Genomic DNA, 14,169 nt, shown 5'->3' with positions numbered 1-14,169 from the left:
TACCTGAATTGATTTTTAATAGGAGGTAATTCTGATGCAATTCAATCCCATGGAAGATTATACAAAAGATCCTGAAATCTTAAATAAATTCGGAAGAAATATCGTTGACCTAGTTAAAAAAGGTAAAATTGATCCTGTCATTGGTAGAGAGGAAGAAATTAGACGAATCATCAAAATCTTATCTCGTAAAACCAAAAATAACCCTGTTCTCATCGGTGAACCAGGTGTTGGTAAAACAGCCATCGTTGAAGGACTTGCAAGACGTATTGTTGATAAAGATGTACCCATTAGTTTACAAAACAAAATGATTTATGAACTTGATTTAGCAGCATTAGTTGCAGGTGCTAAATTTAGAGGTGAATTCGAAGAACGTTTAAAGGCAGTTCTCAATAAAATAAAGGATAGTAATGGTGAAATCATTTTATTTATTGATGAACTACATACCATTGTTGGGGCAGGTCGTGCGGACGGTGCCATGGATGCATCCAATATGTTAAAACCAATGCTTGCACGCGGTGAATTACATTGTATTGGAGCAACCACACTGAATGAATATAGAAACTATATTGAAAAAGACAGTGCACTTGAACGTCGTTTCCAAAAGATTTTAGTTCAAGAACCTACTGTTGAAGATACCATTTCAATCTTAAGAGGGTTAAAAGATCGATTTGAAGCGCATCATGGTGTGCATATTGCAGATAATGCAATTATTGCTGCAACAACACTTTCATCTCGATATATTACAGATAGATTCCTACCTGATAAAGCAATTGACCTTGTCGATGAGGCATGTGCTTCTATTCGTATGGAAATTGACTCTATGCCCGTTGAGTTAGATGATGTTCAAAGACGTTTGATGCAACTAGAAATAGAAAAATCAGCATTATCCAAAGAAACCGACCCTTTATCTAAAGAAAGATTATCTAAGCTACAACTTGAAATTCAAACACTGACTGATGAAGCAGCAAATTTGAAAAAAAGATGGGAACAAGAAAAAAATCATTTAAATGAAATTAAAAAGAAAAAAGAACAATTAGAAAAACTTAAAAATGAATTAAACACAGCCTATAATGCAGGTAATTATTCTAAGGCAGCAGAACTTCAATACTCAAAAATCCCTCAATTAGAAAAAGATATACAAAATTTATCTGAAATGGATTTAAAAGATAAACTACTTACAGAAACTGTCACATCAGAAAGTATTGCTGAAATCGTTAGCAAATGGACACATATTCCAATTCAAAAACTCATTTCAGGTGATATCGAAAAATTAAAATCCTTAGAAAGTTACTTAAAAATGCGTGTGATTGGTCAAGATCATGCAATCAAGCTTATTAGTGATGCAATCATTCGTCAACGTGCTGGTATAAAAGATCCTAATAAACCTATTGGTAGCTTCTTATTCTTAGGACCAACAGGTGTTGGTAAAACGGAGGTTGCTAAAAGTCTAGCAGATAATTTATTTGATTCTGAATCACACATGGTTCGTATAGATATGTCTGAGTATATGGAATCACATAGTGTTTCTAGATTGATTGGTGCACCTCCAGGATATGTAGGTTATGATCAAGGAGGACAACTCACAGAACGAATCCGACGTATGCCTTACTCCATCATCTTATTTGATGAAATCGAAAAAGCACACCCTGAAGTATTTAACATATTACTACAAGTGCTCGATGATGGTCGTCTCACAGATGGTCAAGGTAGAACGGTTGACTTTAAGAATACAGTCATCATTATGACCTCAAACTTAGGATCTGAATATTTATTAAGCGATTCTAATGAAGGTCATGATAAAGTGATGGAACTGGTTAGAAAATCGTTTAAGCCAGAATTCTTAAATAGAATTGATGAGATCATTACATTTAATGCCTTAGGATTTAAAGTTCAAGTGTTAATCGCAAGAAAGATGTTAGATGAACTCAAAGAAAAACTTTTAGAACAAAATATTCACATTGAGTTTGGTGAAGATGTTCAAAAATATGTAATTAAAAATGGATTTAATGAACAGTTTGGTGCAAGACCACTGAAACGATTCATCCAAAGAAACATCGAAACATTTGTTGCAAAACAATTAATTGATGGAAGTATTCTACCAGCAGTACACTATGAATGCTTGGTAATAGATGATAATTTAAGTATCATTAATAAATAAAAAAAGCGCCACTAGAAACTATTCGTTTAATTAAAAATAGTTTCTGGTAGGCGTTTTTTCTTAATTTTCTAAACGTTCAAATAAATAACCTTCTCGAATTCCATAATCCGATACTTTTAATTGACTGAACTCAAAATATTCCATAAGTGCGAGTAAAATCATCATTCCAGGAATGATCGTGTGCGTTCTATCTGGAATCATTCTCATTAAAGATAAATAGGTTTGTTTCTTAAGTGGGTTTAAACGCTTCATTAAATCTTCTAAATGTGATTTTGTTAAAAAATCAATTTTCTTATTCAAAAGACTTTCAATTAAAACCTTACATGCTCGGATGGTTCCACCAATACCATACACTTCTAAGACTTGTTCTTTAGGTACTTTTTCTTGTTTTAACGCATGTATCACAGCATGTAATATGCGTTCCTTCTCATCCAAAGTTGGTAATACTTCTTTAACATATGAAATATATGCATTCAGTGATCCAATTGGTAAACTGTGACCTTCTTTGACTAAACTATTTTTAATAAGCGTAACCTCTGTAGAACCACCTCCGATATCAATGACCAAACCATCTTTAATATCAAATTTCAAAGAAACCCCTTTATACCCGTAATAAGCTTCTTTTTCCTCATCTAAAACAATAACATTGACACCACAATTTTTCTTGATTTTAATTAATATTTCATTTTGATTTCTAGCATTTCTAATGGTTGCAGTTGCAACAACATATAATGATTTTAAATCAAAATGCTTAGATGCATTTACCAATTCATTTAAGACACGTATTAAAGCATCGATACCTAAATCAGATAAATACCCCTCAGGTAATACATAACTTGCTAATCCCAGTACTTCTCTTCTTGAATAGACATGTTTCATCTCATCTTTTTGAAAAGCGTATATCTCTAATCTAACAGAATTTGATCCTAAATCAATAATGCCATAATTCATAGATAAAATCCTCCCTTATACTACTATCTTATCAAAAAATCATTCAATTAAGAATCTAATTGTTTGATTTGTGATAACTTTATTTGTAAAAAGTTTAAAATATTGATATCATAAAGGAAAGGAGATTTAAAACAATGAAAAAAACATATCATACAAGTTTATTAACAGGGGGTATTGCAATTATCCTAGCATACATTGCTGCCTTTGTATTACAAGACTTTTTTGGAAGATCATTCTTAACACTTAGTTTCCAATTAGATACATTTGTATTTATGGCGATTGCGTTTATTATGATTTTACAGTTTAAGTCATTTGATAAGATTATTGCAATCATTTTAGTCATTTATGGTGCATTTAATATACTCTACGGAGTAACTGGAACAAGGCCTGTATCATTAATCATCAACTCAGTAGAATTTGAAGTTATCTTCGTATTAGGTCTTCTACTAGGTCATGCATTATTTGAAATCAGTTCATTATTCTTATTACTTCATACGACACAAACTAAATTTGAAACAAAATTCACTAAAAGATTTATCATGGTATCCTTAATCGTTTCATTCATATTCTTAGCAGCTGTATCTCCATTTGTTACTTTAATGAAACTAGATTCAGTACTTAGAGTTGTATTTGCATTAATCGCTATTGCAGTAGTATATATTTCAATGGTCTTAATGGTTAAAGATAAACCAATTGTATCTGAAGAACCCGTCGTTCAAAATAATCAACAATCTAAATTAAACGAACTTGAAAGACTTTATCAAAGAGGTATTATTTCAGATGAAGAATATCAAACAAGATTAAAATCCATCGAGTCCGTACAACCTAAAGAATAAACCCATAAAGATGCATGATGAATGCATCTTTTTTTATATAAAAAACCTCACAATAACATATTTTTTCTTTGTGAGTTTTCTTATCTTTTATTTATATTTTTCTTGTAGGATTTGAGTTAGTTCTTCTACTTTCATCGGCTTATAATATAAGAACCCTTGAACATAGTCTACATTAAATGGTTTTAATACTGTTTCTTGACTGATGGTTTCTACACCTTCTAAAACCACTTCTTTATGCATAGCATGTGCTAAATCTAAGACAAACTTTAGGAATTGTTTTTCTAATTCGTTTTTATCAATTGTAGCAATAAATGCTTTATCCATTTTTAAAATATCAATTGGTAAGTGTTTAAGATACGTTAATGAAGAATAACCACTTCCAAAATCATCAAGTGCAATACGATACCCTTCAGATCTTAACTGATTCAACACCATGATTGCTTGATCAATGCTACTTAAGATTAATGATTCAGTCACTTCAATAATAACTTGACCCTTATCCACTTGGTGTTTATGAATATAATAATTTAAGTTTTTAATAAAATCCTGATGCATTAATACTTTCGGTGATACGTTAATATCCACCTGAATTTTTAAACCTTGTTGATTCCATAAAGCCATTTGTTTAAATACTGACTCGTAAACAAAGTGTGTGAGTTCCAAGATGGACCCTGAAATCTCCGATAAATATATGAAATCATTTGGTGGTATCATCCCTAATTTTGGATGTAGCCAACGAATTAATGCCTCAACTTTTCGAATATGATTTTTCTTAAAGTCGATAATAGGTTGATAGACAATATAAAAATCATTTTGTTGTAAAGAAGTTTTAATCGAATTTGTAATATCATATTCTCTTAACTTTAACTCATGTGTGTATTGATTATAGAAAACAATTTGATCTTTACCATTCTTCTTGGCTTGAGAAAGTGCTAAATTTGCATATCTTAAGATATCTGTATATGTATGACCGTGTTCTGGGAAAATGGAAATACCTGCAGATGCTGTATAAAAGTATACTTCTGCTTGCAGATTGATAAGTTCTTTTATGGATGATAGAACTTCTTCTACATAAACTTTACATGCATCATGGTCTGTCATACCACTTAATAGTAAAACAAATGAATCCTCACTTAATCTAGATACGACATTTCCCTTTGATAACTTTTCAAGTTCTTTAGCAATTAGGATTAAAGCATGATCACCCCAAACATGACCCTTTAATTCATTAATTGCACCAAAGTTATCAATATCCATATACACGAATGCAAAAGGTTCTTTTTGTTCAATCATACGATTTACCTTAAGTTCTAATCTTTGTTTATTCATGAGTCCTGTTAATGTATCATAATATGCAAGTTTAAAATGTTTTTCTTCTAATTCGATTAATACTTGATTCTTTTGTTTAAGCTGTTCTAGCACTTGATTCATTTGATGGTTTACACCAATGAATTGTTGTAGTCTATTCAATATAATAAAATAGTAAACAATACCAATAAGACCTAATGAAATTAATCCTTTAATGGATTGAATTAAATTCAGTAAAATAGGATCATCTACTAAAATCATTACGATCCAGTCACTTAAAAATAAATACCCATATGCTGTCAAGAAATATAGTGCTGTAATTTTAAAGGACTCTACAGAAGCACGATTCAATTTTTTAATTTTAGATTCTCTTTTGTTATTCATAATATCCTCATTTTATCTACAATAATATTTTACACTATTTTATGATTTTGGGAATGAAAAAAACAACCGATAGTCGGTTGTTTTATACATGATTATTAAACTCTCGAAATAATTCTTTCACGACGCTCGTTGTATTCATCTTGACTAATTAATCCTTTTTCAAAGAGTTTATCGAGTTCTTTAAGTTGAGATTCTAAGGTTGAACCACTTGATGCAGCAACAGGTGTTGGGTTCTTGACTTGAACTCCTAATATACTAAATATTCCGCCTAATAATCCAGCTCCAAATAATAAGTAGATTGCCCATCCTAACGCCTCTTTATTAGCTGTTTGACTGTTTCTTAACATAAAGATTCTAACAGCAGCAACAATGTTTAGAAATGCAAATATAAACATGAAGACTGCAACAGTTGAGAATAAACTAATCAACTCTTCTGCAACGAGTTGGATATCTGGATCTTGAAGTGCTAACTCATAGACAATATCTGATGCATTCATGAATACACCACCAAAAAGTAACAACATCAATGTAGCAAGTACAGTAAATATAATACCAACGGTTATAAATGTTTTATTCATTATAATGTCTCAATAATTCTCTTTCTTCTAATTTCGTATTCTTCCTTAGAAATCATACCCTTTTCGTATAAAGTTTCTAGTTCTTGAAGTTTTTGTTCAGTAGATTGAACTAATGGTGCATCAGTTCCTACTTTACTTTCTGCAGCGATTATAGCAAATATTCCACCAATAACGTATGTTGTAAAGAGTAGATAGATACCATAACTTCTTACTTGATCTCTAGAAGCCATTCCATTTTTAGCCTTATCCATGATAGTTGCGGCTCTAAAGTTAAAGAACGCAAGAATTAATGGAAAAATTAGGAAAAACATGAAGCAGTAGATAATTCCACCAATAATTGCAAAAACTTGTGCAACTGTTAAATATGTTTTATTCATTTCTTATCTCCTTATATTATATACTTTCAATAATTTTTTTTCTTCTAATTTGATACTCTTCAAGTGTGATTAATCCTTTGTCATAGAGTTGATCTAAATGTTTTAATTTATCTTCAACTGAGTTTATGACAGGAGAATCTGCTTCTTGTTTATCATTGGATGCTAAGATACCAAAGATACCTGCAATAATGTTACCAGATATAAGTAACAATATTGACCAAATAAGAACCTCTTGCTTCATACTGTAGTCAGTTTTTGCTTTTTGAAAGCGAACCATAACTAGAATGTGAAGTCCGACAATCAGTGCGATGATGAACATAACAACGACGAAATTCCCCATAACAAATCCGTTGTAAATTGATCCCACTGAGAGAATAATACCAAATAAAAAGACATATAAACCAATGACGCCAGCAGCAATTCCAAGCATCACTTGTGATACTGTTAAATAAGTTTTATTCATTCACATACCCCTTGTAATTTTTATACTACTCATATTATATATGATTATAAATAAATAACCAAAGGTTTTAATAAATAAATGCCCATTATTTAACAACTGCAGCTATCCATTCAGGGATATACGCTCTTGTACAGCCCTTTGGTACGACTTGATCCTTAAAAAGTTTTAATGTTTCACCTATATGAATTATTTCATTTCGGTAAGCTTCATAATATATTCCAACAGTTGCTAAAAAGCGATTCATCATCCACTGTGCTTGTTTAGATTCCGTTAAAAGGTTGAGTTTTGCATGTTTGATAAGTTCATCAATTTTGTCATGGGCTAATAATTTCTTAGATGCCTTATGGACTTGAATAGACCAATAAGCACGCTTCAAGTAATCATCCTCCATATGTGATAAAGTTTCTTGTACTTCATCAAGTGGATTTATTTCTACAATTAGTCTAAACATAAGATCGTCTAATAGTTGATCAAACTTAACACTAGAAATGAGTTCTATAGCAAATTTTTTATCGATTTGTTTAGAATCAAAAATCATAACCGATAACAATCTTGCATCTGTATTTTTGGTTTGCCACAAATCATATGCAAGTTCATGATTGATTTTAATTTCTTTGGCGATACTTCTAATATTTCCAAGTAATACACCGTAAGTTTCTTTAGGAGCACCTGCTTTAATTAATGTCTTATATCGTGCAGGATTGCTTAAAGATTCTAATCTTTTTAATACCTAGTCTTTTAACATTTTTTTATCCTCCATGTCTATTATAAATAAAAAAGCGTTTGAATGACGATAATTTGTCTTCAAACACTTTTTTATGACTTATTCGATTGAGATTACTTTGTAACCAGCATCATCAATTTTTTCTTTGAGGATTGTTTCATTTAATGATGTATTGGATTGTACATGTGCCAATCCTTTTTCTAAATCAACCGTTACTTTTTCTACACCATCTAATGATGAAAGTGTTTTTTCAACACGCATTTGACAATGTTTACATGTCATACCTTCAATTTTAATTGTAGATTCCATTTCTTTTTCTCCTATTTAACTTTCTTAATATGTTTTAATCTCAGTGCATTTAGTAATACCGATACAGAACTTAAACTCATTGCAAGTGCAGCAAACATTGGGTCTAAGAGTGGTCCACCAAAGATATGTAGTATACCCATTGCAAGTGGAATGCCTAAAATATTATAAGCAAATGCCCAAAACAGGTTTTCTTGTATGTTTCTGATGGTATGTTGACTCAGTTTGATTGCTGTTGCAACATCCATTAAACTGTTTTTAACCAATACGACATCTGCAGATTCAATTGCTATATCCGTACCAGAACCAATTGCAATTCCAACATCAGCAAGTGCAAGTGCTGGTGAGTCATTGATACCATCTCCAACCATAGCAACCTTAAATCCTTGTTCTTGAAGTTTTAAAACTTCGTTGGATTTATCTTGAGGCAAGACATCACTTAATACATTTTCAATTCCAACTGATTTTGCGATTGCATGTGCAGTTTGTTTATTATCACCTGTAATCATCATGACTTGAATACCACGTTTTTTAAGTGCTAAAACCGCTTCTTGGCTATCGCTTTTAAGTGTATCAGCAACAGCTATAATTGCCTCAAGTTTTTGATTCACAGATAAATACATCGGAGTCTTACCAGATTCAGCGAGTTTTAATGCTTTAGGTATATGCTGATCAATATCAACTTGATATTTATTCATTAATTTTTCATTACCAAATAAAATATTTTCTCCTCTAAGTTTTGCTTGAATACCATAACCAGGTATTGCATCAAAAGCCTCAACAGGATAAAGTTCTAGATTCTTTTCTTTTGCTGCTTCTATGATTGCTTCTGCTAAAGGATGCTCGGATGTTTTTTCTGCTGATGCTGCGAGTAATAAAATATCATCATCATGCATTTCATGAATTGAAACAATATCCGTTAATTTAGGTTTACCAGTGGTAATAGTTCCCGTTTTATCGAAGATTACTACATTGACTTTGTATAATCTTTCAAGTGCTTCACCACTCTTAAATAATACACCATATTCAGCACCTTTACCTGTACCAACCATTATGGCTGTTGGTGTTGCAAGTCCAAGGGCACAAGGACAAGCAATCACAAGAACAGCTATAAATATTGTAAGTGCAAACTCAACTGAACTTCCACCAACAAAGAACCATAATAAACCTGATAATACGGCAAGGATTATGACAATTGGTACAAACTGACCTGAAATGATATCTGCCAGTTTTTGAATTGGTGCTTTAGTCGCTTGTGCATCTTCAACAAGTTCTATAATTTTGGCAATTGCACGGTCTTTACCAACCTTGGTCGCCTCATATGTAAATGTACCTAACTTGTTGATACTTGCTGCAACCACTTTAGAACCCTTTGTTTTTTCAACAGGCATAGATTCACCTGTAAGCATGGACTCATCAATGGATGAATATCCATCGAGGACGATACCGTCTACTGGTAAACTCATTCCTGGTTTTACCAAAACGATATCTCCCACTAATACTTCATCAACCAATATTAATTTCTCGACACCATTTCTAATAACAAGTGCCTCTTTGGGTGATAAATTCATTAGTTTTTTAATTGCTTCTGATGTTTTACCCTTAGATACTGCTTCAAGGTACTTACCTAGTGTAATCAGAGTTAAAATCACAGCAGCAGATTCAAAGTATAAACTATAAACATATTGATGATTTCCTAATGCAATCATAATCACCGCAAATACACCATAAAGGTATGCAGCTGATGTACCGATTGCAATTAAAGAATCCATATTTGGATGTCTTTTAATTAATGTTTTAAATCCAACTTTAAAATAACTATATCCTACCAACATAACTGGAGTTGTTAAAACGAGTTGTGTTAAAGCAAACCATAAGTCATTCATATGTGGATCAATGATTTCAGGTAAATATAATCCTACCATATGACCCATAGCAATATAAAGTAGTGGTATGGTAAAGATAAGAGATTGAATAAAACGAACCCATAACTTTTTAATTTCTAATTGTTTTTTTTCTTGGTGTTTATCATCACTTTTTGTAATATCAACTAACTTGTAACCTGTATCTTCTACTGCTTTTTTTATATCAATGGTACTTAAAACTTTTTGATCAAAAACAATATGCATTTTTTCAGTTGTTAAATTAACAGATACATCTTTAACACCATCTAGTTTTTTAGTCACGCGTTCTACTGCTTGCACACAAGATGCACAAGTCATACCTTCAACTAAAAATTCTTTTTCGGTTTTGGATTCATGTATGTTATATCCTATATTTGTGATTGCTTCTTTAACTTGATTGAAATTCACTTTATTTTCATCATAAAGTATTGTCATTTTTTCAGTCGTTAAATTGACTGATACTTCTTTCACACCGTCAAGTTTTTGAGTTGTCTTTTCAACAGCTTGTACACAGGATGCGCAAGTCATTCCCTCAACTTCATACGTTTCTTTTTTCATTGACATCACCTCATCTATACCCCCCATATAGGGGTTACATAATTATTTTACATGATGTCATTAGATTTGTCAATAATTAATATATACCTAAGTGTTTTAATAAAATATTTAAGCCTATTAAAATTAAAATAACTCCACCAAAACGTTCTGCGATAATCGATTTTTCTGTTTTTACTTTTTGACCTAAATATAAGCCTAATATACTAAATAATGCTGTTGTTATAAAAAATACAATGGATGATGTCCATAGGTTAATTTGTACGATTGCAAACGTCACACCTACTGCTAATGAATCAATACTTGTTACAAAACTTAATTTAAACATATGTCTTTTAGAAACATGGTCACTCGATTCTTGTTTAGAAAGAATCATACGTAGACCGATTAAAGCTAATAAGATAAATGATACCCAGTGATCATATGCCTCAATATACTGTTTAAACTCCTGACCAACTAAATATCCTATTATAGGCATGATTACTTGCATTGAGGTAAAGAGCCCTATAATCCATAATCGTGTCTTAAAAGATGAATTTTTAAGCGTTAAACCCACTGTGAGTAATACAGCAAAAACATCTAACGAAATTCCAATGGAAATTATAATTAATTCAAACAGTGTCATAATTTAAACCATTCCTTTAATATGTCTTTTACAAATAAAAAAACCCCGTCTATAGTAAGTTCTATATTAGACGAGGTAATAATTAACAACAAATGGAGCGGGTGAGCGGAATCGAACCGCCGTCTTCAGCTTGGAAGGCTGGGGTAATAACCATTATACGACACCCGCAATAAAGCTGGTCGGGAAGACAGGATTTGAACCTGCGGCCCCCTGGTCCCAAACCAGGTGCTCCACCAAGCTGAGCTACTTCCCGAAATCTATCAAGCCAAATTATTTTACCAATTAATTTATACGTTGTCAATCGGTAAAGGTTACGCTTTTTAAAAATGTTATTGCAATTTAATGGCGCACCCAAGAGGACTTGAACCCCTAACCTTTTGATCCGTAGTCAAACGCTCTATCCAATTGAGCTATGGGTGCAAAAATTTGGTGACCCGTATGGGATTTGAACCCATGAATGCATGCGTGAAAGGCATGTGAGTTAACCGTTTCTCCAACGGGCCACTTTGTGCGCATGTATAATTATATCAATAAATAATAAATTGTCAACCCAAAAAATACTTTTTATTATTTTTAATTTATTTAATATAAAATGTTATCAATAAGCGATTTAGCTTCCACAAATCCTTGTATTTTTTTCACAATTTCAGCAGCAAATTCAACGACTGCACCTGCAGATCTTGCAGTAATAATGCGTTCTGTTGATACTACTTTACTCAATCGTAAATAATTACCTTTAGGCATATCAATTTCACTTCCTGGGAAGCATGTGAAATCGAGTCCATCCAGTAATCCTAAACGACCCAAAAACCTTGGTCCAGCACATATTGCTGCAATCAATTTTCCTTCTTGGTGGAAATCTTTAATGATTTCTTTAATACGTGTATCCTGATCAATGACTCTTTTAACATAACCTCCACCAGGAATGACTAAAAAGTCATAATCATCTAATGACACATTCGTGTAATTCATGTCTGCATGAACGGTTTGTTGATACTGTGTTAAGACATGAATTCCCTCTTCTAAAGAAACAGATTCAATTATGACACCACTTCTTCTTAAATAAGCAATTGTTCCAAGTGCTTCATTATCTTCCATTCCATTTGAAAATAAGATTAAACCTTTCATTTAAATGACCTCCAATAGCTTTAAAAGTATTTGATATAACTTTTCATCGAGTGTTTGTTCTGAGCGTGTATATGTTTCTAATTGATGCTTAGATTCGATCACATCAGAAACAATTTTTAGTGAAATTATAGGCTTTTTAAAACGGTTTGCTACTTGAAACAAACTCGCACCTTCCATATCAATAATATAAGGTTTATCGTCGATTTTGGAGGTTTGGAAAGAGTCTCCAGTCATTAACCTCATCGTCTTTAGATTCAGTTTAGATGATATTTCATTTATATCAGATAAAAATATTTCTGGTTGACCTGGAATTTGTCCAAACTTATAGTTAAATATCGTTACATCCACATCATGATACATTGCAGATTCGACTAGATATGCTTCATGAAGGTCAACTAAATATCCACCAACTATCCCTAAATTAATTATAATTTCCATGTTTGGATGTTTAGATAAAGCATAAGAAAGACCAGCAGCAGCATTCGTTTTTCCAACACCTGTTACAACTAATAAATAGTCAAATCCAGAGATTTTACCTTGATAAAGTTTAAAAGGTTCTAATTCAAGTTGAACAAATCGTTCAATCAATGAAGTGACTTCGCTATCCATTGCTGCTACAATTAATCTCATTTAAGTTCCTCTTTTTTTGATTTTAACATACCAACGATTACATCGACTGCCTTTTGATGTGCTTCATCATTAGGAATAATCATATCAGCATATCGTTTGGTTGGTTTCACATATTTGTGATACATCGGTTTAACTGTATTTAAGTATTGATCTACCACAGAATCTAGTGAACGACCACGTTCTTTAACGTCTCTTTTGATACGTCGAATCAATCTTAAATCATCATCAGACTCAACATATAATTTTAAATCCGCTAAATTTCTTATGGATTTATCTGTTAAAGATAGAATTCCTTCTAAAATAATAATCGGTTTAGGTTCAATGGTTTCTGTTTGATCACTTCTTGTGTAGTTTTTATAATCATAAATAGGTTTTAAAATCGTTTTTCCTTCTAATAAACTTATTAAATCTTGATATAAAACATCATTATCAATGGAAAGTGGATGATCGTAATTGACTAAAAGGCGTTCTTCCATTGTCATATGGTCTTGATTTTTGTAGTAATCATCTTGATTGATTGTTAAACAATCTTTGATTCCTGATTTTTCTAATATTGCTTTAACGACTGTTGATTTTCCGGATGCTGAACCACCTGCAACAATGATAAGATATGGTTTTTTCATGATGTTTTTCCTTTAAATTTACTTATAATTTGGATGTTCCTTGGTTTATTATATATGAAAAACTGCTTTTTCTCAACGAAATTTATAAGCTTTACTTAATTTAAGATGTTATAAACAAAAAAGAGTCCTTAAAAGAACTCTTATTAAATCATAAGTGGCGCCCACTGCCTGACTCGAACAGGCGACCCTCTGATTAACAGTCAGATGCTCTAACCGACTGAGCTAAGTAGGCACTTATATTAAAGTTTGGGTGACACATATGATACTGTTTATATTATATCAAGTAAAGAGTTGCCTGGCAACGTCCTATTTTCGCTATTTGTATTAACTATCGTCGGCGCTGAAGTGCTTAACTTCTGTGTTCGGTATGGGTACAGGTGGAACCACTTCGCCATCGTCACCAGACATGCTCTCAAAACTAGATAAATGATTTTCTGAAATTGAAATTGTGATGCGAATTCATCACGTAAGGTTAAGTCCTCGACCTATTAGTACTAGTCAGCTGAACATATCACTATGCTTACACACCTAGCCTATCAACCTTGTGGTCTTCAAGGGGTCTTACTAATTGGGAGATCTCATCTCAAGGTGGGCTTCACGCTTAGATGCTTTCAGCGTT

13 protein-coding genes, 5 tRNA genes, 2 rRNA genes and 1 pseudogene are annotated in these 14,169 nt (G+C 32.1%); 2 read left to right on the top strand and 19 right to left on the bottom strand.

All coding sequences use genetic code 11. The features are described from left to right. Positions 1 to 34 precede the first annotated feature (34 nt). Positions 35 to 2,158: an ATP-dependent Clp protease ATP-binding subunit gene (locus tag B5X49_RS07360; RefSeq protein ID WP_052669904.1), complete on the top strand. Its 2,124-nt coding sequence runs from the start codon at positions 35 to 37 to the stop codon at positions 2,156 to 2,158. A gap of 60 nt (positions 2,159 to 2,218) precedes the next feature. Here B5X49_RS07360 and B5X49_RS07355 read toward each other — a convergent pair whose 3' ends face one another. Further along, entirely contained in the window at positions 2,219 to 3,109 is an 891-nt protein-coding gene (locus tag B5X49_RS07355) for a Ppx/GppA phosphatase family protein (protein ID WP_045748982.1), read from the bottom strand. A 134-nt stretch (positions 3,110 to 3,243) separates the two neighbouring features. Between B5X49_RS07355 and B5X49_RS07350 the strand changes: the two genes are divergently transcribed. Then, the gene (locus B5X49_RS07350; RefSeq protein WP_045748981.1) at positions 3,244 to 3,945 is read left to right on the top strand and encodes an SHOCT domain-containing protein; all 702 of its coding nucleotides are present in this window, start codon (positions 3,244 to 3,246) and stop codon (positions 3,943 to 3,945) included. Between the two features lie 87 nt (positions 3,946 to 4,032). Here B5X49_RS07350 and B5X49_RS07345 read toward each other — a convergent pair whose 3' ends face one another. The 18 genes and pseudogenes from B5X49_RS07345 to B5X49_RS07260 form a co-directional block, all read right to left on the bottom strand. Further along, the gene (locus B5X49_RS07345; protein ID WP_045748980.1) at positions 4,033 to 5,637 is read right to left on the bottom strand and encodes a putative bifunctional diguanylate cyclase/phosphodiesterase; all 1,605 of its coding nucleotides are present in this window, start codon (positions 5,635 to 5,637) and stop codon (positions 4,033 to 4,035) included. A gap of 95 nt (positions 5,638 to 5,732) precedes the next feature. Next, positions 5,733 to 6,215, bottom strand: a complete 483-nt coding sequence (locus tag B5X49_RS07340; protein ID WP_045748979.1) for an SHOCT domain-containing protein — start codon at positions 6,213 to 6,215, stop codon at positions 5,733 to 5,735. Continuing rightward, positions 6,215 to 6,592, bottom strand: a complete 378-nt coding sequence (locus B5X49_RS07335) for an SHOCT domain-containing protein (RefSeq protein ID WP_045748978.1) — start codon at positions 6,590 to 6,592, stop codon at positions 6,215 to 6,217. Before B5X49_RS07335 ends, B5X49_RS07340 begins: the two co-directional genes overlap by 1 nt. Positions 6,593 to 6,608: 16 nt before the next feature. Continuing rightward, complete coding sequence (locus B5X49_RS07330) at positions 6,609 to 7,055, bottom strand: SHOCT domain-containing protein (protein ID WP_045748977.1); 447 nt, start codon at positions 7,053 to 7,055, stop codon at positions 6,609 to 6,611. An 85-nt stretch (positions 7,056 to 7,140) separates the two neighbouring features. After that, a pseudogene (locus B5X49_RS07325) lies at positions 7,141 to 7,770 on the bottom strand (DNA alkylation repair protein); the annotation flags it as partial. Positions 7,771 to 7,878: 108 nt separating this feature from the next. Further along, a complete protein-coding gene (locus B5X49_RS07320; RefSeq protein ID WP_045748975.1) occupies positions 7,879 to 8,088 on the bottom strand; it encodes a heavy-metal-associated domain-containing protein in 210 nt (69 codons plus the stop codon). Positions 8,089 to 8,099: 11 nt separating this feature from the next. Beyond that, positions 8,100 to 10,547 carry a heavy metal translocating P-type ATPase gene (locus tag B5X49_RS07315; protein ID WP_045748974.1) on the bottom strand — a complete coding sequence of 816 codons (2,448 nt, stop codon included), beginning with the start codon at positions 10,545 to 10,547 and terminating at the stop codon, positions 8,100 to 8,102. A gap of 76 nt (positions 10,548 to 10,623) precedes the next feature. Then, a complete protein-coding gene (locus B5X49_RS07310) occupies positions 10,624 to 11,169 on the bottom strand; it encodes a manganese efflux pump MntP (RefSeq protein ID WP_045748973.1) in 546 nt (181 codons plus the stop codon). Positions 11,170 to 11,262: 93 nt separating this feature from the next. Beyond that, a tRNA-Gly gene (locus tag B5X49_RS07305) sits at positions 11,263 to 11,337 on the bottom strand. A gap of 8 nt (positions 11,338 to 11,345) precedes the next feature. Next, positions 11,346 to 11,422, bottom strand: a tRNA-Pro gene (locus B5X49_RS07300). 90 nt (positions 11,423 to 11,512) lie between these two features. Beyond that, positions 11,513 to 11,589, bottom strand: a tRNA-Arg gene (locus B5X49_RS07295). Positions 11,590 to 11,596: 7 nt separating this feature from the next. Next, positions 11,597 to 11,672: transfer RNA gene (locus B5X49_RS07290), tRNA-Glu, on the bottom strand. Positions 11,673 to 11,751: 79 nt separating this feature from the next. Then, a complete protein-coding gene (locus B5X49_RS07285; RefSeq protein WP_045748972.1) occupies positions 11,752 to 12,297 on the bottom strand; it encodes a DJ-1/PfpI family protein in 546 nt (181 codons plus the stop codon). Continuing rightward, positions 12,298 to 12,927 carry a 5'-methylthioadenosine/S-adenosylhomocysteine nucleosidase gene (gene mtnN, locus B5X49_RS07280; RefSeq protein ID WP_045748971.1) on the bottom strand — a complete coding sequence of 210 codons (630 nt, stop codon included), beginning with the start codon at positions 12,925 to 12,927 and terminating at the stop codon, positions 12,298 to 12,300. Continuing rightward, on the bottom strand, positions 12,924 to 13,550 hold the full coding sequence (udk, locus tag B5X49_RS07275; protein WP_045748970.1) for a uridine kinase: 627 nt from the start codon (positions 13,548 to 13,550) through the stop codon (positions 12,924 to 12,926). The genes mtnN and udk overlap by 4 nt, the downstream gene beginning before the upstream one ends. Before the next feature lie 155 nt (positions 13,551 to 13,705). Then, positions 13,706 to 13,782: transfer RNA gene (locus B5X49_RS07270), tRNA-Asn, on the bottom strand. Between the two features lie 61 nt (positions 13,783 to 13,843). Continuing rightward, positions 13,844 to 13,955 (bottom strand): 5S ribosomal RNA (gene rrf, locus B5X49_RS07265). Positions 13,956 to 14,018: 63 nt separating this feature from the next. Continuing rightward, positions 14,019 to 14,169, bottom strand: a 23S ribosomal RNA gene (locus B5X49_RS07260); the annotation flags it as partial.

The organism is Acholeplasma oculi (assembly GCF_900166985.1).
GTDB classification, from domain to species: Bacteria; Bacillota_I; Bacilli_A; order Acholeplasmatales; family Acholeplasmataceae; genus Acholeplasma; species Acholeplasma oculi.
Note: the sequence above shows the minus strand (reverse complement) of the source record. Positions and strands in the feature narration are given on the sequence as shown.